This is a genomic window from Winogradskyella pacifica (assembly GCF_003386275.1).
GTDB lineage: Bacteria > Bacteroidota > Bacteroidia > Flavobacteriales > Flavobacteriaceae > Winogradskyella > Winogradskyella pacifica.
The window spans coordinates 1-15,495 of sequence record NZ_QREI01000004.1 but is presented as its reverse complement, the minus strand read 5'-3'; the positions used below and the strand labels follow the sequence as shown (position 1 = coordinate 15,495).

The following is a 15,495-nucleotide window of genomic DNA, read 5'->3' as shown; positions in this document are numbered from 1 at the left end:
AAACTACAAAACTGTAGGTTTTAATTTTGCTATGTAAGGGCTATTTACATATATTTGTTTTCCCTCGATCTCTCAATATAGCAAGACAAGAGAACTTGCTGTTCTTAAATATATGGCGTTGATTACAACAAAAGTAATTATTATAAATTTTTTTAATGAAAGCCAAACAGTACAGTTTTAAAAGATATCCTATACTATTAGCATTTCTTGTTATTTCAATATTCTGTGGATTAACAACGGGTAATGCACAATGTCCTACAGTTATAAATAGCTCACAATCACTTTGTGATGTACAATCTGTACTCGTTGGCGATTTACAAGCTATTGATAATGGCGGTGGCGTTGTTTGGTACGACTCACCTACTTCAACTGTTCCTTTACTCAATTCAGAAAGTCTTATTAACGGTGAAGATTATTATGCTGATGATAATTCTGGAAGCTGTGGAACAAGAGCTAGAGTAGATATTACAATTTATGGTCCACCTGTTGGTGATAACTTTCAAGGAGTTTGTTTAGACGACCCTTCATTAGCAACAGTGAATAGTCTAATCGCTATAGGAAACGACGTTCAATGGTATTTATCACCATCTGGAGGTACTCCTTTGAATGACACTGACATTTTAAGTGACAACACTATATATTACGCAGATCAAGCAAGTGCAGATGGATCTTGTAGAACTTCAAGATTATCTGTTTTAGTTTTGGTTGGCTCTACTCCTGTTCCAACTGGAGATATGGTTCAAAATTTTTGTGTTACGCCAGAGTTCACACCTACAGTTGCTGATTTAGTTGCAAGCGGTAACAACAATTGGTATATCTCTTTATTTTCAGCATTAGAATTACCACCTTCTACCCCTTTAGTAAGTGGGCAAACATATTATGCTACAACTTTAGATCCTCCGTGTGAAAGTACAGGACGTTTATCCGTTTTAGCTATGTTAGACATCGCACCAAATGCTGGTGGAGATGGCACTTTAGATTTATGCGATAATACAAACTCTACAATCAATCTATTTACAGAACTTCAAGGCACTCCTGATTCTGGAGGTGTCTGGACACCTACTTTAAATAGTGGTACGGGTGTTTTTGACCCAAATATTGATACAGAAGGCATATATACTTATACTGTTAGTTCAAATAATAGCTGTCCGGATGAGTCTGCAACAGTGACCGTAACATTAATACCAGAACCTAATGCTGGTACAAACGGCACTATAGACTTATGTAGCACTAGTGATGTCGTTGATTTATTTTTAAGCTTAGGAGGCACACCCGATTCTGGTGGTGTTTGGTCACCTGCACTGGCAAGCGGTACTGGTGAATTTAACCCAACTATAGATTCAGATGGTATTTATACATATACCGTTAATGGTACTCCTCCATGTATAGACACTACTGCAATAGTAAATGTTTCGGTAACTCCTTATAAAGATGCTGGAGAAGATGGAACTATAGACATTTGCGATACTACAGGAACTATAGATTTATTTAATAGTTTAGGTGGCACACCAGATGTTGGTGGTATTTGGTCTCCTGCATTAAATAGTGGCACAGGAATTTTTGATCCTTCGATTGATAGCCCTGGTGTTTACACTTATGAATTTACAGGAAATGCTCCTTGCCCTGATGAATCTGCAACAGTTACAGTTGTAGTAAATCCATTACCTAATGCGGGTTCAGATGGAATATTAGAAATTTGTAGTAATGATTTAGCAACAGTAGATTTATTTGAGAGTTTAGGAGGTACACCTGAAGTTGGTGGCACATGGCTTCCTGCACTTAATAGTGGAACAGGGGTTTTTGATCCTTCTATTGATACAGCAGGAGTTTATACTTATACAGTAAACGGTATTTCTCCTTGTCCAGATGCTTCAGCAAATGTTAACGTCACCATTATACCAGAACCAGATGCTGGATTAGACGCTACAATCGATATCTGTAGTAACAACGGAACATTTGATTTATTTGATTTTCTCGGAGGCACTCCTGAAACTGGTGGAAGTTGGTCTCCAGCATTGGCAAGCGGAACAGGAATTTACGATCCTTTAATTGACACTAATACAACTTACACCTATACCGTAGCAGGAACAACTCCATGTGCAGATGCTATTGCTACAATTACATTAACCGTTACTCCCTTCTTAGACGCAGGACTAGATGGAGCTGTAACAATTTGTACTGCTGATGGTACAACAGATCTTTTTGACAGTCTTAATGGTACGCCTCAAATTGGAGGAACATGGTCTCCTTCTTTATCTAGTGGGACAGGAATATTTGATCCTAATATTGATTCTGGAGGTACTTATACCTATTCAACTACGGGAACAGCACCGTGTTTAGATGATTCTGCCATTGTTGTGGTCACCGTAGTACCATCACCAGATGCTGGTAGTGATGGTACATTACTTTTATGTAGCCTTTCAAATACAGCAGATCTATTTGATAGTCTTAACGGAACACCTCAAACAGGAGGAACATGGTCACCTACACTTCTTAGTGGTACCGGAGTTTTTGATCCTAATACAGATGCAGATGGAACTTACACGTACACCATAAACTCTATATGTGGAGCTATTTCGGCAAATGTCACAGTTACCACAATTGATGCTAATAACGCAGGAACAAACGGTATTGTAGAATTTTGTAGTAATAATACCATTACTCTAGATCTATTCGATAGTTTAGGAGGAACACCAGATGTTGGTGGAACTTGGTCTCCTTCTTTAAATAGTGGATCAGGAATTTTTGATTCAAGTTTAGATACAGCAAATTCTTATACCTATACGGTTTCAAATAGTGCAACACTTTGTCCTGATGATTCTGCAACAGTTTTAATTTCAATTTTACAGGGCCCAAATGCTGGAAATGACAGTACATTAAACTTATGTAATTCAACAAATTCAGTGAATTTATTTGACAGTCTTGCCGGAATTCCTGATGCTGGTGGAACCTGGTCTCCTACTCTAAATAGTGGAACAGGCGTTTTAGATCCTAATATAGATTCAGAAGGTATTTACACCTATACAATAAATAATTCATGTGGAACGAGTTCTGCAACTGTTGACGTTTCGTTTTCAAATACCAATGATGCAGGAACCGATGGGTCAATTGCACTTTGTAGCACGGATACTTCTATCGATTTATTTAATAATTTAGGGGGCACGCCAGATGTTGGTGGAACGTGGTCTCCGACACTTGCTAGTAGCACAGGGATTTTTGATCCTAGTATTGATGCTGCTGGTTTGTATACTTATACAATTTCAAGCGTAAGCCCTGCTTGTCCTGATGCAACGGCTACAGTTGAAGTTTCTATTTCACAAGGTCCAAATGCAGGAAATGATGGAACACTAAATTTATGTGACTCAACAAATACAGTAGATTTATTTGATAGTCTTTCTGGAACTCCTGAAACTGGCGGAACTTGGTCTCCTGCTCTAAATAGTGGCACCGGAGTTTTAGACCCTAATACTGATCCAGAAGGTATTTATACCTATACATTAAACAATTCTTGTGGCACGAGTTCTGCAACTGTTGACGTTTCTTTTTCAAACACGAATGATGCAGGAACTGATGGTTCAATTGACTTTTGTAGTACTGACGCAACAGTCGATTTATTTAATAGTTTAGGTGGCACACCTGATGTTGGCGGCACATGGTCTCCTGCACTTGCTAGTGGAGCTGGAACTTTTGATCCTAGTATTGATGCCGCTGGTTCGTACACTTATACAATTTCAAGTGTCGGTTCTACTTGTCCTGATGCAACTGCTACAGTTGAAGTTTCTGTTTTACAAGGACCGGATGCAGGAAATGATGGAACATTAAATTTATGTGATTCAACGAATTCAGTTGATTTATTTGATAGTCTTGCAGGAACACCTGAAACTGGAGGAACATGGACTCCGGCATTAAATAGTGGTACGGGTATTTTTGATCCAACAACAGACCCAGAAGGTAATTATACATATACATTAACTAATTTATGTGATACGAGTTCTGCAACGGTTACAGTTTCTTTTTCATCTACTAATAATGCAGGAACAGATGGCTCAATTGATTTTTGTAGTACAGATACATCGGTAGATTTATTTAATAGCCTAGGTGGCACACCTAATGTAGGTGGAACATGGTCACCAGCACTTGCTAGTGGCACAGGGATTTTTGATCCTAGTATTGATGCCGCCGGTTCTTATACTTATACTATTTCTAGTCCTTCTTGTCCTGATGCCATGGCAACAGTGATTGTATCTCTTTCACAAGGTCCTGATGCAGGAAATGACGGCACACTAAATTTATGTGACTCAACAGATACTGTTGATTTATTTGAAGGTCTATCGGGAACACCTGAAACAGGAGGAACTTGGTCTCCTGCGTTAAATAGTGGCACAGGAATTTTAGACCCTAATACCGATTTAGAAGGTCTTTATACATATACCCTAACTAATTCTTGTGGTACGAATTCTGCAACTGTAGCTGTATCTTTTTCTGGTAGTAATAATGCGGGAACAGATGGAACAGTTGAACTGTGCAGTAATTCCCCAATCGTTGATTTATTTGATGCTTTAGGTGGAAATCCTGATGTTGGAGGAACATGGTCGCCACAACTGACAAGTGGAACTGGAATATTTGATCCAAGTATTGACAATGCTGGAACCTATACCTATACCATATCTAGTATTGGTTCTGCTTGCCCAGATGATACGTCTAAAGTTCTTGTTTCAATTATACCAGACCCAAATGCTGGAAATGACAATGCCCTTAATTTATGTATAGATCAAACCGATCCCGTAGATCTTTTTGATAGTCTTGGAGGTACACCAGATTCTGGAGGTGTTTGGACACCTGCACTTACAAGTGGTACCGGAATTTACGACCCAACCATAGACCCTGTTGGTATTTACACTTATACAGTGAACTCAGAAGAATGTGGATTAACAGATTCAGCTAATGTAACCGTTACTATTATAGATATTCCAGATAGTACAGGTTTAACAATGTCTATAGTTAATAATGTTGTTTGTATCGGATTAGAAGATGTTACCATTGACATTACAGGTGCTAATCTATTACCAGATGGAGATTACTCTATAGTATATCAGCTTACAGACGCAAATAATTCAGTAAATACCGTAGCTATTACTATCGTTGGAGGAAATGCTACGTTTATAATTCCACAGTCCTTATTACCTAATTCTGGCTTAACCTCTGTTACGCTTACTCAACTATTCGTTCTAGGCCAAAGTTGTAGTGCTATTACAGATGCTATAGAACCTGTTACAATAGCAATAGAAAATTTATCTACACCAGAGATTATTAGTAGTGGTGACGAATTTTGCTCGGAAGATAACCCAACGTTGGTAGACTTGTCAAATAATATTATTGACGATGAAATTGTTATTTGGTACGATCAACCCGTCGGCGGAATAGCTTATAACAGTACAGAAACATTACAAGAAGGTGTTATTTATTATGGTGCTTTAACATCTGAATATGGTTGCGAAAGTACAACAAGGTTAGAAGTTAGTATCAACTTTATTACATGTGTTGGGGAGCTTTTAATCCCTGACGGTTTTTCACCAAATGACGATGGCATTAATGATGAATTTAATATCTTATGGTTAGATGAGCTCTATCCTAATTTTAAATTAAGCGTTTATAATAGATACGGTAACATACTTTATGAAGGTGATATTAATTCACCTAAATGGGATGGTACATGGAAAAATAGTAATAAGCCGCTTCCTGCTGGTGTTTATTTTTATATTTTAGAATTTAACAATGGTGAACGCGAAGCAGTACAAGGACGAGTCTATCTAAACAGATAATTATGACATACTAAAATGATACGTAAATTAACTACATATAGCATTGCGATTATAACTCTATTTTTAGGGTTCTCTTCATATGCACAACAAGATCCGCAATACACACAGTATATGTATAATATGAGTGTCATAAATCCTGCATACGCAACTGATGATGATACTTCGATGAACATCGGTTTACTTTACAGATCACAATGGGCTAGATCTATTGGCGGACCAACAACCGGATCGTTATTTATACATTCTAAGATTGCAGATCGTTTAGAAGGTGGTCTTTCTTTTGTTCATGATGAAATTGGTGATGTTGTTAAACAAACAAGTGCTTATGCTGATATTGCCTATGTTATTCCTGCAGGTGATAATTCAAGTTTATCTTTTGGAATAAAAGCAGGAGCCACATTTTACAGTACTAATTTTGATGGATTTGTGTATTCAGATCCACTGCCTGATCCTTTATTTGCAGAAAATATAAATAGAACCCTTCCTAATGTTGGAGCCGGTTTATATTATTTTTCAGAAAATTATTACTTAGGCTTATCAGCACCTAATTTATTACAGACCAAATATCTTCAAGATGATAGTGGAGTTGTTTCTGAAGCTTCAGAAAACATGCATTTATTTTTAACTGGTGGCTATGTTCTAAATTTTGGAGATAACTTTAAATTTAAACCTGCTTTTATGGCTAAGTATGTTAACAATGCACCATTATCTGTAGATGTAACAGCTAATGTCTTAATGTATGAAAAAGTAGAATTTGGTGTTGGTTATCGCTATGATGATTCGGTAACAGGTATGGTTAATTTTTCTATGTCGTCAGCGGTTCGTATTGGTTATGCTTACGACCACACAATCTCTAATTTAGGACGATTTAATTCTGGTTCGCATGAACTATTATTATTATTTAACATCGGTAATCTCGGCAAAGGCTACGATAAATCCCCTAGATTTTTCTAATTGAATACACATGAAAACCTTTAAACTATATATACTATTAGCGGCTTTAATAACAGGAACCCTGTGTTTTTCTCAATCATCAAAAAAAGCAAACATTCTTTATGAAAACAAAGCATATATTGAGGCAGCCGAGATTTTTTCAAGCCTACCCAAAACGGCTGAAAATTTAGAAAAATTAGGAGATTGTTATTATTATAACTCCGAGTTTGATAAAGCTTACAAAGCATACAAACAGGTTTATGATGCCAAAATTAATACTGAGCTAACCGAAGATTTTTATTTTAAATATTTTCAAGTTTTAAAAGGCACTAAGAATTACGAAAAAGCAGATGAAATTTCGACACAACATCTAAATGATACTATAAACACACCTGAATTAAAGGAGTTACTAAAACGTATTGTTCCTTATAAATATGAATTAAAGAATCTAACAGAAGATGTTGGTGGTTCTAGTTTTGGAATTGGACTTCATGGAGATAAAGTTGTTTTTGCATCCACTAAAAACATAGAGAACCCAAATTATAATTGGAATGGTAAACCTTATTTAGATTTATATGAAGGAGTGGTTTCAAAAGGCGATGATATAACCTTAGACAGCATACAACCACTTAGCGATGCAATCAATACTGTAAAACAACACGAAAGTAATGCTGTGTTTACCAAAGATGGCAAAACCATGTATTTTTCTAGAAACCTAAAAAAACGAATTGACTTAGATTCAACAAAAATTGCTGTTGTAAGTATTTTTAAAGCAGAACTCATTGATGATGAATGGAAAAATATAGAACCTGTTTCTTTTTCAAGTGAAACTTACTCTACAATGCACCCGTCATTAAATAGTGATGAAACTCGGTTATATTTTTCAAGTGATATGCCAAGTACTTTAGGCTCATTTGATATTTTTTATGTGGATGTTTATGCCGATCATACTTTTGGTGCACCCATTAACTTAGGCGAAAATATTAATACAATTCGCAGAGAACAATTCCCCTTTATTGCTGCAGATAGTACGCTGTATTTTTCTTCAAATGGTAAACATGGCTTTGGCGGTTTAGATTTATTTGCAAGTAGTGTTAGTAATAATGAATTTTTAGATGCCCTTAATTTAGGAGAAACTATAAATAGTGAAAAAGATGATTTTTCCTTTGTCATCGCCGATTCTATAAATACAGGATATATATCGTCTAACAGATCTGGATTAGATAATATCTATACTTTTAAACGTATCGAAAATGAAAGAACCTATTTTATTGAAGGTTTAGTTACAGACAAAGTCACAGGAAAAATACTTCCAAATACCACAGTAACATTATTTGATAAGGATGGTAATGTAATTGCCGAACAATTAGTCGGAGAAGATGGACGCTATAAACTTCCGACGCAACCAAGTCAAAAATATTCCGTTGAAGGGTTTCAACCAAAGTACATTCCTCAACTTGAATTTTTTGACACTAATGACAAAGGTAATATTGAGTTTAATATTGAGTTAGAAATTGAATCTTATAAGGATGCTGAAGAAATCGTTACGGATGATGACGAAGGCAATACGTATATCGAATTAGAGAATATTTATTTTGATTTTGCGAAATGGGATATTAAACCACAAGCCGCAAGAACATTAGATGTATTGGTTGCACTACTGACAAAATACCCTAGGATGGAAATACAACTTGGTGCACATACAGATTCTAGAGCAGGATATGAATTTAATATGGATCTTTCTGAGAAAAGAGCCCGTGCTACATTGGAATATCTTGTAGAGAACGGAATCCCTAGAACACGATTAACGTCTAAAGGTTATGGGGAAACGAAGCCATTAGTTCCTTGCGGTGAAAACTGTACGGAAACAGAATTCTCAATTAATAGACGTTGTGAATTCCTTATTCTACGTTAAAATGGCGACACTATAAACTATGGCACTGCCTAATGATATCGTTTTAAGACCACGATTTAAGTTTGAAATTAATTCGAGCAATGAAACGATATTAAAAGTTTTCGAGGGTATGAATACGTCTGAAAAAGAATTTATAGTCTCTAGGATAGATGACCATGTTTTTATAAAGTTCCCTAAAAAAGAGCAACATTTTTGGTCTCCGCAGTTGCATTTAGAAATTAATGAAGAAACAAGCCATAAAGCAATTGTTCATGGCTTATTTGGACCTAGTCCAACGGTTTGGACTATGTTTATGTTTTTTCACTTTATAGTAGCAGCTTTATGTTTAGGGTTTGGAGTTTGGGCATATACGAATGCTAACCTGGGAAACGATTATGCCATACAATTATTTGCATCGCTATTTATGATTATCCTTTGGTTCATCTTATATTTTGCAGGTCGATTAGGACGTGCAAAAGGAAAACCAGAAATGCACCGACTAAATAATTTTATGAAAGAAACCCTTAGCGCTTATCGTTGATTATAACCAAAACGTTTTAGCTGATTCTGATTGCTTCTCCAGTTCTTATTTACTTTCACATACAATTCTAAGTGCACTTGTTTTCCAAAGAATTTTTCTAAATCCTTGCGCGCTTCTACTCCAACACGTTTTAACGCCGAGCCTTTATGACCAATGATAATACCTTTTTGAGTTTCACGCTCCACCATAATAACAGAACGCATTCTAATAATGTCATCTTCTTCAAAAAACTCTTCTGTATCTACTTCAACAGCATACGGAATCTCCTTCTTATAATGAATTAAGATTTTTTCTCTAATAGCTTCGTTTACAAAAAACCGTTCAGGCTTATCTGTTAATTGGTCTTTTGGGTAAAATGCAGGAGACTCAGGTAATAATTCTATAATTCTATCGAATACATTCTGAACATTAAAACCTTCAGTTGCTGATATAGGGAAAAACTCAGCATTAGGTACTTTACTTTGCCATAATACAGATTGTTCTTCTAATTGTTCTTGATTGGATTTATCAATCTTATTCAATAATAATAAAACAGGAATTTTAGAATTGGTAATTTTATTAAAAAAGGCTTCATCTTTTAGTTCCTTTTCTCCAATTTCAACCATATAGATTAAAACATCTGCATCATCAAAAGCTGATTTCACAAAATCCATCATAGATTCTTGCAGTTCATATGCTGGTTTAATTATTCCTGGAGTATCGCTTAATATAACCTGAAAATCATCACCATTCACAATTCCTAAAATCCGATGTCTTGTTGTTTGTGCTTTTGATGTAATTATTGATAATTTTTCACCAATAAAAGCATTCATCAAAGTGGATTTACCAACGTTTGGATTACCTATAATATTTACAAAACCTGCTTTATGCATATTAACTATTTTAATGCAAAGTTAAGATTAATAATGATTGTATCGCTAAAGAATCTGCATATCTAAACTTAAAGCGCTATAGATACGTCAGAAACGTCTTATTATGATATAATGAAAATCCTATCTTATATTAACAATAACACTACTTATGGATTAAGACTATTATTCACTATTAAAAAATAGTAGAAACAAAAAAAGTCTTTCCAAAAGGAAAGACTTTAAGTATTTTAGTAGAAACTACAATTAGATTGCAGCAACATGCTTAGTTAACTGAGATTTTAAGTTACCAGCTTTATTAGCATGAATAATATTCTTCTTTGCTAATTTATCTAACATACTGATAACAGAAGGTAACATAGTTTGCGCTTCTTTAGCATCAGTGATATCACGTAATTTTTTTATAGCATTACGAGTTGTCTTATGCTGATATTTATTAAGTACACGTCTTTTTTCGTTACTTCTTATTCTTTTTAAAGCTGACTTGTGATTTGCCATTATATTATTTTCTTATTAAAAATTGTAGCCCGTAGGGGAATCGAACCCCTCTTACATGGATGAAAACCATGCGTCCTAGCCGATAGACGAACGGGCCATTTGGTTATTAAAATATTTAAATGAACCTGCAATGTTTGCATTGCGGGTGCAAATATACAACTATATTTTACTTTTGCAACACCAAATTAAATTTTTTTGAAAATTAATACGCTTTTGCAAAAAGTACGCGCTGCGTCGATGGTTTTCCGCTATAAACACAAGTGCCTTTTTCCATTTTATTTGACATAGGAATACATCTAATGGTCGCTTTTGTAAGCTCCTTAATTTTTTGTTCTGTTTCTGCAGTTCCATCCCAATGTGCTGAGATAAAACCAGTTTTCGTCTCTAAAATCTTTTTAAATGTTTCAAAATCATTTACTTCTGTAGTATGTTCATCCCTAAAGTTTTTAGCTTTAGAAAATAATTCGTCCTGAATTACCTCTAAAAGCTCTTTTATAGTTGAAGCTATATCATCAATTTGAACACTCTCTTTCGTTAAAGTATCACGTCTAGCCAATTCAACGGTATTATTTTCTAAATCTTTTGGACCAATAGCAATTCGCAATGGCACACCTTGTAATTCATGCTGTGCAAATTTAGCTCCTGGTCTATGTGTTGTTCTTTTATCATACTTACAACTAACACCTAATGCTTTTAGCTCTTTAATAATACTTTCTGCTTTTTCTGAAATCGCTTCAAACTGTTCGTCTGTTTTAAATATAGGTACAATAACCACTTGAAATGGAGCTAAGTTTGGTGGTAACACTAAACCCTTATCATCACTATGCGTCATAATCAATGCCCCTACCAATCTTGTAGATACTCCCCAAGACGTTGCCCATACATGGTCTAATTTACCTTCATTATTAGTAAACTTAACATCAAAAGCTTTTGCAAAATTTTGACCTAAGAAATGAGATGTCCCTGCTTGGAGTGCTTTTCCATCTTGCATTAAAGCTTCTATACAATAAGTCTCTACTGCACCTGCAAAACGCTCACTTTCCGTTTTCACACCTTTAACAACAGGTATTGCCATAAAATTTTGAGCAAACGCTGCATAAACATCATTCATTTGCTCTGCTTCTACTAATGCTTCAGCTTTAGTAGCATGTGCTGTATGTCCTTCTTGCCATAAAAATTCGGCTGTACGTAAAAACAAACGCGTTCGCATTTCCCAACGTACAACATTAGCCCATTGATTTATTAATATCGGTAAATCTCTATAACTTTGAATCCAACCTTTATAAGTATTCCATATGATAGCTTCGCTCGTTGGTCTTACAACCAACTCCTCTTCAAGCTTAGCTTCAGGATCTACTCTTAATTTTCCTGGGTTATCAGGGTCGTTTTGTAATCTATAATGTGTGACTACAGCACACTCTTTAGCAAAACCTTCAGCATTCTTTTCCTCTGCTTCAAATAAACTTTTAGGAACAAATAATGGAAAATACGCATTTTGATGTCCTGTTTCTTTAAACATTCTATCTAATTCTGCTTGCATTTTTTCCCAAATAGCATAACCATAAGGTTTAATAACCATACAACCTCTAACGGCAGAATTTTCTGCTAAATCAGCTTTTACAACCAATTCATTGTACCATTTTGAATAATCTTCAGCTCTACTCGTAAGATTTTTGCTCATTTTCCTTGTTTTGGCACAAATATTGTGCTTGTGTTAAATGTATTAAATAATACAGCAAAACTAACTATTTTTGCTATGTTCAACAATAAAATAAAAGAGATATGCAATTTAAAACTATAATAACTCAAAAATTGCCATTTTTTTGTTGCATTCGGTTTATTAACCGTGTTAACTTCTTGTGGTTCGTTTCAGTATGCAGGTTATGACAATGACGGCATTTATGCTACTGAAGAGTACGAAAATAATACAGAAGAACCTGTAATTACGACTTCAACTAATGATTCTAATTATTATAAAAATTATTTCGCTGAAAATTCGGCTGAAGTAGATGCTATACAAGAAGAATCTGAAGTTTTTACAGATATAGATTCTTATGAAGGGAATTATACTGAACAAATAATAGATACTTTAGAACAACGCCCTGCCTACGGAGGTTGGGGACAAAACAGCAATACGGTTACTATTAATTATATCGATAACGGTTGGTATGGATATAATAGTCCATGGAATTGGAATAGCGGATGGGGCTATGGCCACTATGGTTGGGCACGACCTTGGGGATGGAATAATTGGGGATGGAATAATCATTGGTCTTATGGCGGATACTATGGTAACGGTTATGGCTATGGTTATGGTCATTATAGCCCTTGGGGATATGGTTATAACAATTATGGTTGGAATACTAATTATTACAGAAATAACAGATATGCCTATAACAACACTAGAAGAGGGTCTTTATTATACAATAGTAACTTAAGTCGTAGAAGTAACTCTGCATTATCTAGAAGTGATTATTCATCTCGTAGATTGTCGAATTCTTCTAGTCTATCTCGAAATAGTCTTAATAGTAGTTTGAGATCGAATACATCTAGTAGAATAAGAACATCTAGAAGTGCAACGACAACTAGCCCCACTCGTACTATTAGAAATTCTTCTACAACGACAAGATCAAATTCTAATAGAAGAGTAACAAGACCTACTACAACTAGAAGTACAAGTAGAACCACAACCACAAGATCTACAGCTCCAACAAGAAGCACAAGATCTTCATCAACTGCTCGTTCAAGTTCTAGTAGTTCATCTAGATCTTCTGGGACTGTAAGATCTTCTTCAAGTAGTTCTAGATCGAGCGGTGGTAGTTCTTCTAGCAGTAGTAGACGAGGTGGTAGAGGATAAAAATAATAGTACGTCCAAAATAAAAAAAATTACATATGAAAAAGTTACTTATGTTAAGCATAAGCTTACTAAGCACGTCTTATATTTTAGCTCAAGACATTACAGATGCACTTAGGTATTCCATGGATGAAATTCAAGGCACAGCTCGCTATAGAGCGATGGGTGGTGCATTTGGAGCCTTAGGGGGTGACATGTCTAGTATTAATATTAACCCTGCCGGTTCTGCTGTATTTAATAATAGTCATGGTTCAATATCATTAGGTTTATTGAATACGAATAATGATGTTAGTTATTTTAATGGGATGAATTCCTCTTCAAATTCTAATGTCGATTTAAATCAGCTTGGTGCTGCATTTATTTTTAAAAACACGAACGGAAACTCAGGTTGGAATAAATTCGCGTTAAGTTTTGCCTATGATCGTTCTGCTGATTTTGATAACGACTGGGTTGCTAATGGTGTAAACCCAAACCGAACAATAGGTGATTATTTTCTGTCTAATGCGCAAGGGTTACGATTAGATGAAATTTCAGCCTTGCCTGGTGAGTCAATATCAGAAGCTTATTCTGAAATAGGATCATTTTATGGCTATAGAAACCAGCAAGCATTTTTAGGTTATGAAGGATTTATCATTGATCCCTCAAATAATGCAGATGAAAACACAGAATATGTTACAAATATAAATGGTGGCAACTATAATCAACGTTATGCTTACTCTAGCAGAGGCTATAATGGGAAACTAGCATTTAACGTTGCAACAAGTTATAATGATAGACTTTATTTTGGGTTGAATCTGAACTCACACTTTATTAATTATGAACGAACGACACTTCTTAACGAGTCCAATTCAAATGCGAGTTCATTAGTTAATCGTGTGGATTTTGAAAACAATTTACTAACTACAGGTAGTGGCTTTTCTTTTCAATTAGGCGGAATTGCTAAAATTACTGAAGAATTAAGAGTAGGCTTATCTTACAACTCACCTACTTGGTATAGAATTTCTGACGAAACATCACAATATCTAGCAACTTCTAGGCTAGAGGGTGGATCTAACCTTAGTCAAGTTGTAAACCCGAATGTAATTAATATTTATGAAGAATATAAATTACAAACTCCTGGTAAAGTTACCGGAAGCTTGGCTTATGTTTTTGGAAAAACAGGTTTATTAAGTTTTGATTATGCCGTAAAAGATTATAGTAATTCAAAATTTAAACCAACAACAGAAGCTCTTTTCTCTAGTTTAAATAATAGTATCAGCAATAACTTAGACTCGGCTGTATCTTATAGACTGGGAGGCGAATATCGTTTTAAGCAAATTAGTTTTAGAGGAGGTTATCGTTTTGAAGAAAGCCCTTATAAGAATGATAATTTTTATGGTGACCTTAACGGATACTCTTTAGGTTTAGGATATAGTTTTGGTAATCTTAATATAGATTTTGCCTTCAGCCAATCCGAACGTGATTATAATTACCAATTATACACAGAAGGTTTAACAGATACGGCACAAATTGAGTCTAAACTTACTGACTTTGTTTTAACATTAGGCTTTAATTTATAAATAAAGCCAACTTAAAAAGTAAAAAAAAAGACGTGAACGTATTCAATATGTTCGCGTCTTTTTTTTGTTTCATATTAGAAAAGGCCATTCTATTCCTTTTAAGAACTCATATTCTAATGATTTAAAATTCAGACTTAACAGTGATTTTAAATACATACTAGATATTGATCAAATGTATTTATTAAACCTTAGTATGAGTCCAAGTTTTATATACTTATCTTATAAGAAAATCAACTTATAAAAATTTAGCTTATACAGCCATCTAGCAATGCTTAAGGTAAACTTTATACTTCTCTTAATGAATTTACCTGTTCGTAGACAAGAAAAGTAAATATGGTCTTTACTTCAAACACTTTGAAGCAAAAAAAAGCCTGAACACATTAAAATGTTCAGGCTTTTTGTATTTACAATTCAATTTATCTTTTTAAACTAAAATGGGCTTTAAATTCTTTACGTACTCCGTCGCTTGGTTCGTCGTACTCTACTGTAAACCAGTAGTCACTTGTTGGCATAGCTTCATTATTA

9 protein-coding genes and 1 tRNA gene are annotated in these 15,495 nt (G+C 34.9%); 6 read left to right on the top strand and 4 right to left on the bottom strand.

Translation table 11 applies throughout. The features are described from left to right. The first annotated feature begins 155 nt into the window (after positions 1 to 155). The 4 genes from DFQ09_RS09560 to DFQ09_RS09545 are packed head-to-tail and all read left to right on the top strand — an operon-like array spanning position 156 to position 9,190. The gene (locus DFQ09_RS09560; RefSeq protein ID WP_115809779.1) at positions 156 to 5,822 is read left to right on the top strand and encodes a gliding motility-associated C-terminal domain-containing protein; all 5,667 of its coding nucleotides are present in this window, start codon (positions 156 to 158) and stop codon (positions 5,820 to 5,822) included. Positions 5,823 to 5,837: 15 nt separating this feature from the next. Further along, entirely contained in the window at positions 5,838 to 6,776 is a 939-nt protein-coding gene (locus tag DFQ09_RS09555) for a PorP/SprF family type IX secretion system membrane protein (protein WP_115809777.1), read from the top strand. Between the two features lie 10 nt (positions 6,777 to 6,786). After that, complete coding sequence (locus DFQ09_RS09550; RefSeq protein ID WP_115809775.1) at positions 6,787 to 8,670, top strand: OmpA family protein; 1,884 nt, start codon at positions 6,787 to 6,789, stop codon at positions 8,668 to 8,670. 19 nt (positions 8,671 to 8,689) lie between these two features. Further along, complete coding sequence (locus DFQ09_RS09545; RefSeq protein WP_115809773.1) at positions 8,690 to 9,190, top strand: GTP-binding protein; 501 nt, start codon at positions 8,690 to 8,692, stop codon at positions 9,188 to 9,190. Here the strand turns inward: DFQ09_RS09545 and era are convergent. From era to proS, 4 genes are all read right to left on the bottom strand, one after another. Then, positions 9,181 to 10,062, bottom strand: coding sequence for a GTPase Era (gene era / locus DFQ09_RS09540; RefSeq protein ID WP_115809771.1), 882 nt, complete (start codon positions 10,060 to 10,062; stop codon positions 9,181 to 9,183). The two genes, DFQ09_RS09545 and era, sit on opposite strands and share 10 nt — an antisense overlap. 243 nt (positions 10,063 to 10,305) lie before the next feature. Continuing rightward, positions 10,306 to 10,557, bottom strand: a complete 252-nt coding sequence (gene rpsT / locus DFQ09_RS09535; protein ID WP_020896549.1) for a 30S ribosomal protein S20 — start codon at positions 10,555 to 10,557, stop codon at positions 10,306 to 10,308. Between the two features lie 25 nt (positions 10,558 to 10,582). Further along, a tRNA-Glu gene (locus DFQ09_RS09530) sits at positions 10,583 to 10,654 on the bottom strand. A 105-nt stretch (positions 10,655 to 10,759) separates the two neighbouring features. After that, the gene (gene proS, locus DFQ09_RS09525) at positions 10,760 to 12,238 is read right to left on the bottom strand and encodes a proline--tRNA ligase (protein ID WP_115809769.1); all 1,479 of its coding nucleotides are present in this window, start codon (positions 12,236 to 12,238) and stop codon (positions 10,760 to 10,762) included. A gap of 165 nt (positions 12,239 to 12,403) precedes the next feature. Between proS and DFQ09_RS09520 the strand changes: the two genes are divergently transcribed. Next, positions 12,404 to 13,414, top strand: a complete 1,011-nt coding sequence (locus DFQ09_RS09520; protein ID WP_115809767.1) for a hypothetical protein — start codon at positions 12,404 to 12,406, stop codon at positions 13,412 to 13,414. Positions 13,415 to 13,449: 35 nt separating this feature from the next. Further along, on the top strand, positions 13,450 to 14,970 hold the full coding sequence (locus tag DFQ09_RS09515) for an OmpP1/FadL family transporter (RefSeq protein ID WP_115809765.1): 1,521 nt from the start codon (positions 13,450 to 13,452) through the stop codon (positions 14,968 to 14,970). Positions 14,971 to 15,495: the final 525 nt, after the last annotated feature.

What these genes read in the sequence shown, in the direction of transcription:
- DFQ09_RS09515 (WP_115809765.1), top strand. Translation starts at nt 13,450, where the DNA reads ATGAAAAAGTTACTTATGTTAAGCATAAGCTTACTAAGCACGTCTTAT.
- DFQ09_RS09545 (WP_115809773.1), top strand. Translation starts at nt 8,690, where the DNA reads ATGGCACTGCCTAATGATATCGTTTTAAGACCACGATTTAAGTTTGAA.
- proS (WP_115809769.1), bottom strand. Translation starts at nt 12,238, where the DNA reads ATGAGCAAAAATCTTACGAGTAGAGCTGAAGATTATTCAAAATGGTAC.
- DFQ09_RS09550 (WP_115809775.1), top strand. Translation starts at nt 6,787, where the DNA reads ATGAAAACCTTTAAACTATATATACTATTAGCGGCTTTAATAACAGGA.
- DFQ09_RS09555 (WP_115809777.1), top strand. Translation starts at nt 5,838, where the DNA reads ATGATACGTAAATTAACTACATATAGCATTGCGATTATAACTCTATTT.
- DFQ09_RS09560 (WP_115809779.1), top strand. Translation starts at nt 156, where the DNA reads ATGAAAGCCAAACAGTACAGTTTTAAAAGATATCCTATACTATTAGCA.
- era (WP_115809771.1), bottom strand. Translation starts at nt 10,062, where the DNA reads ATGCATAAAGCAGGTTTTGTAAATATTATAGGTAATCCAAACGTTGGT.
- rpsT (WP_020896549.1), bottom strand. Translation starts at nt 10,557, where the DNA reads ATGGCAAATCACAAGTCAGCTTTAAAAAGAATAAGAAGTAACGAAAAA.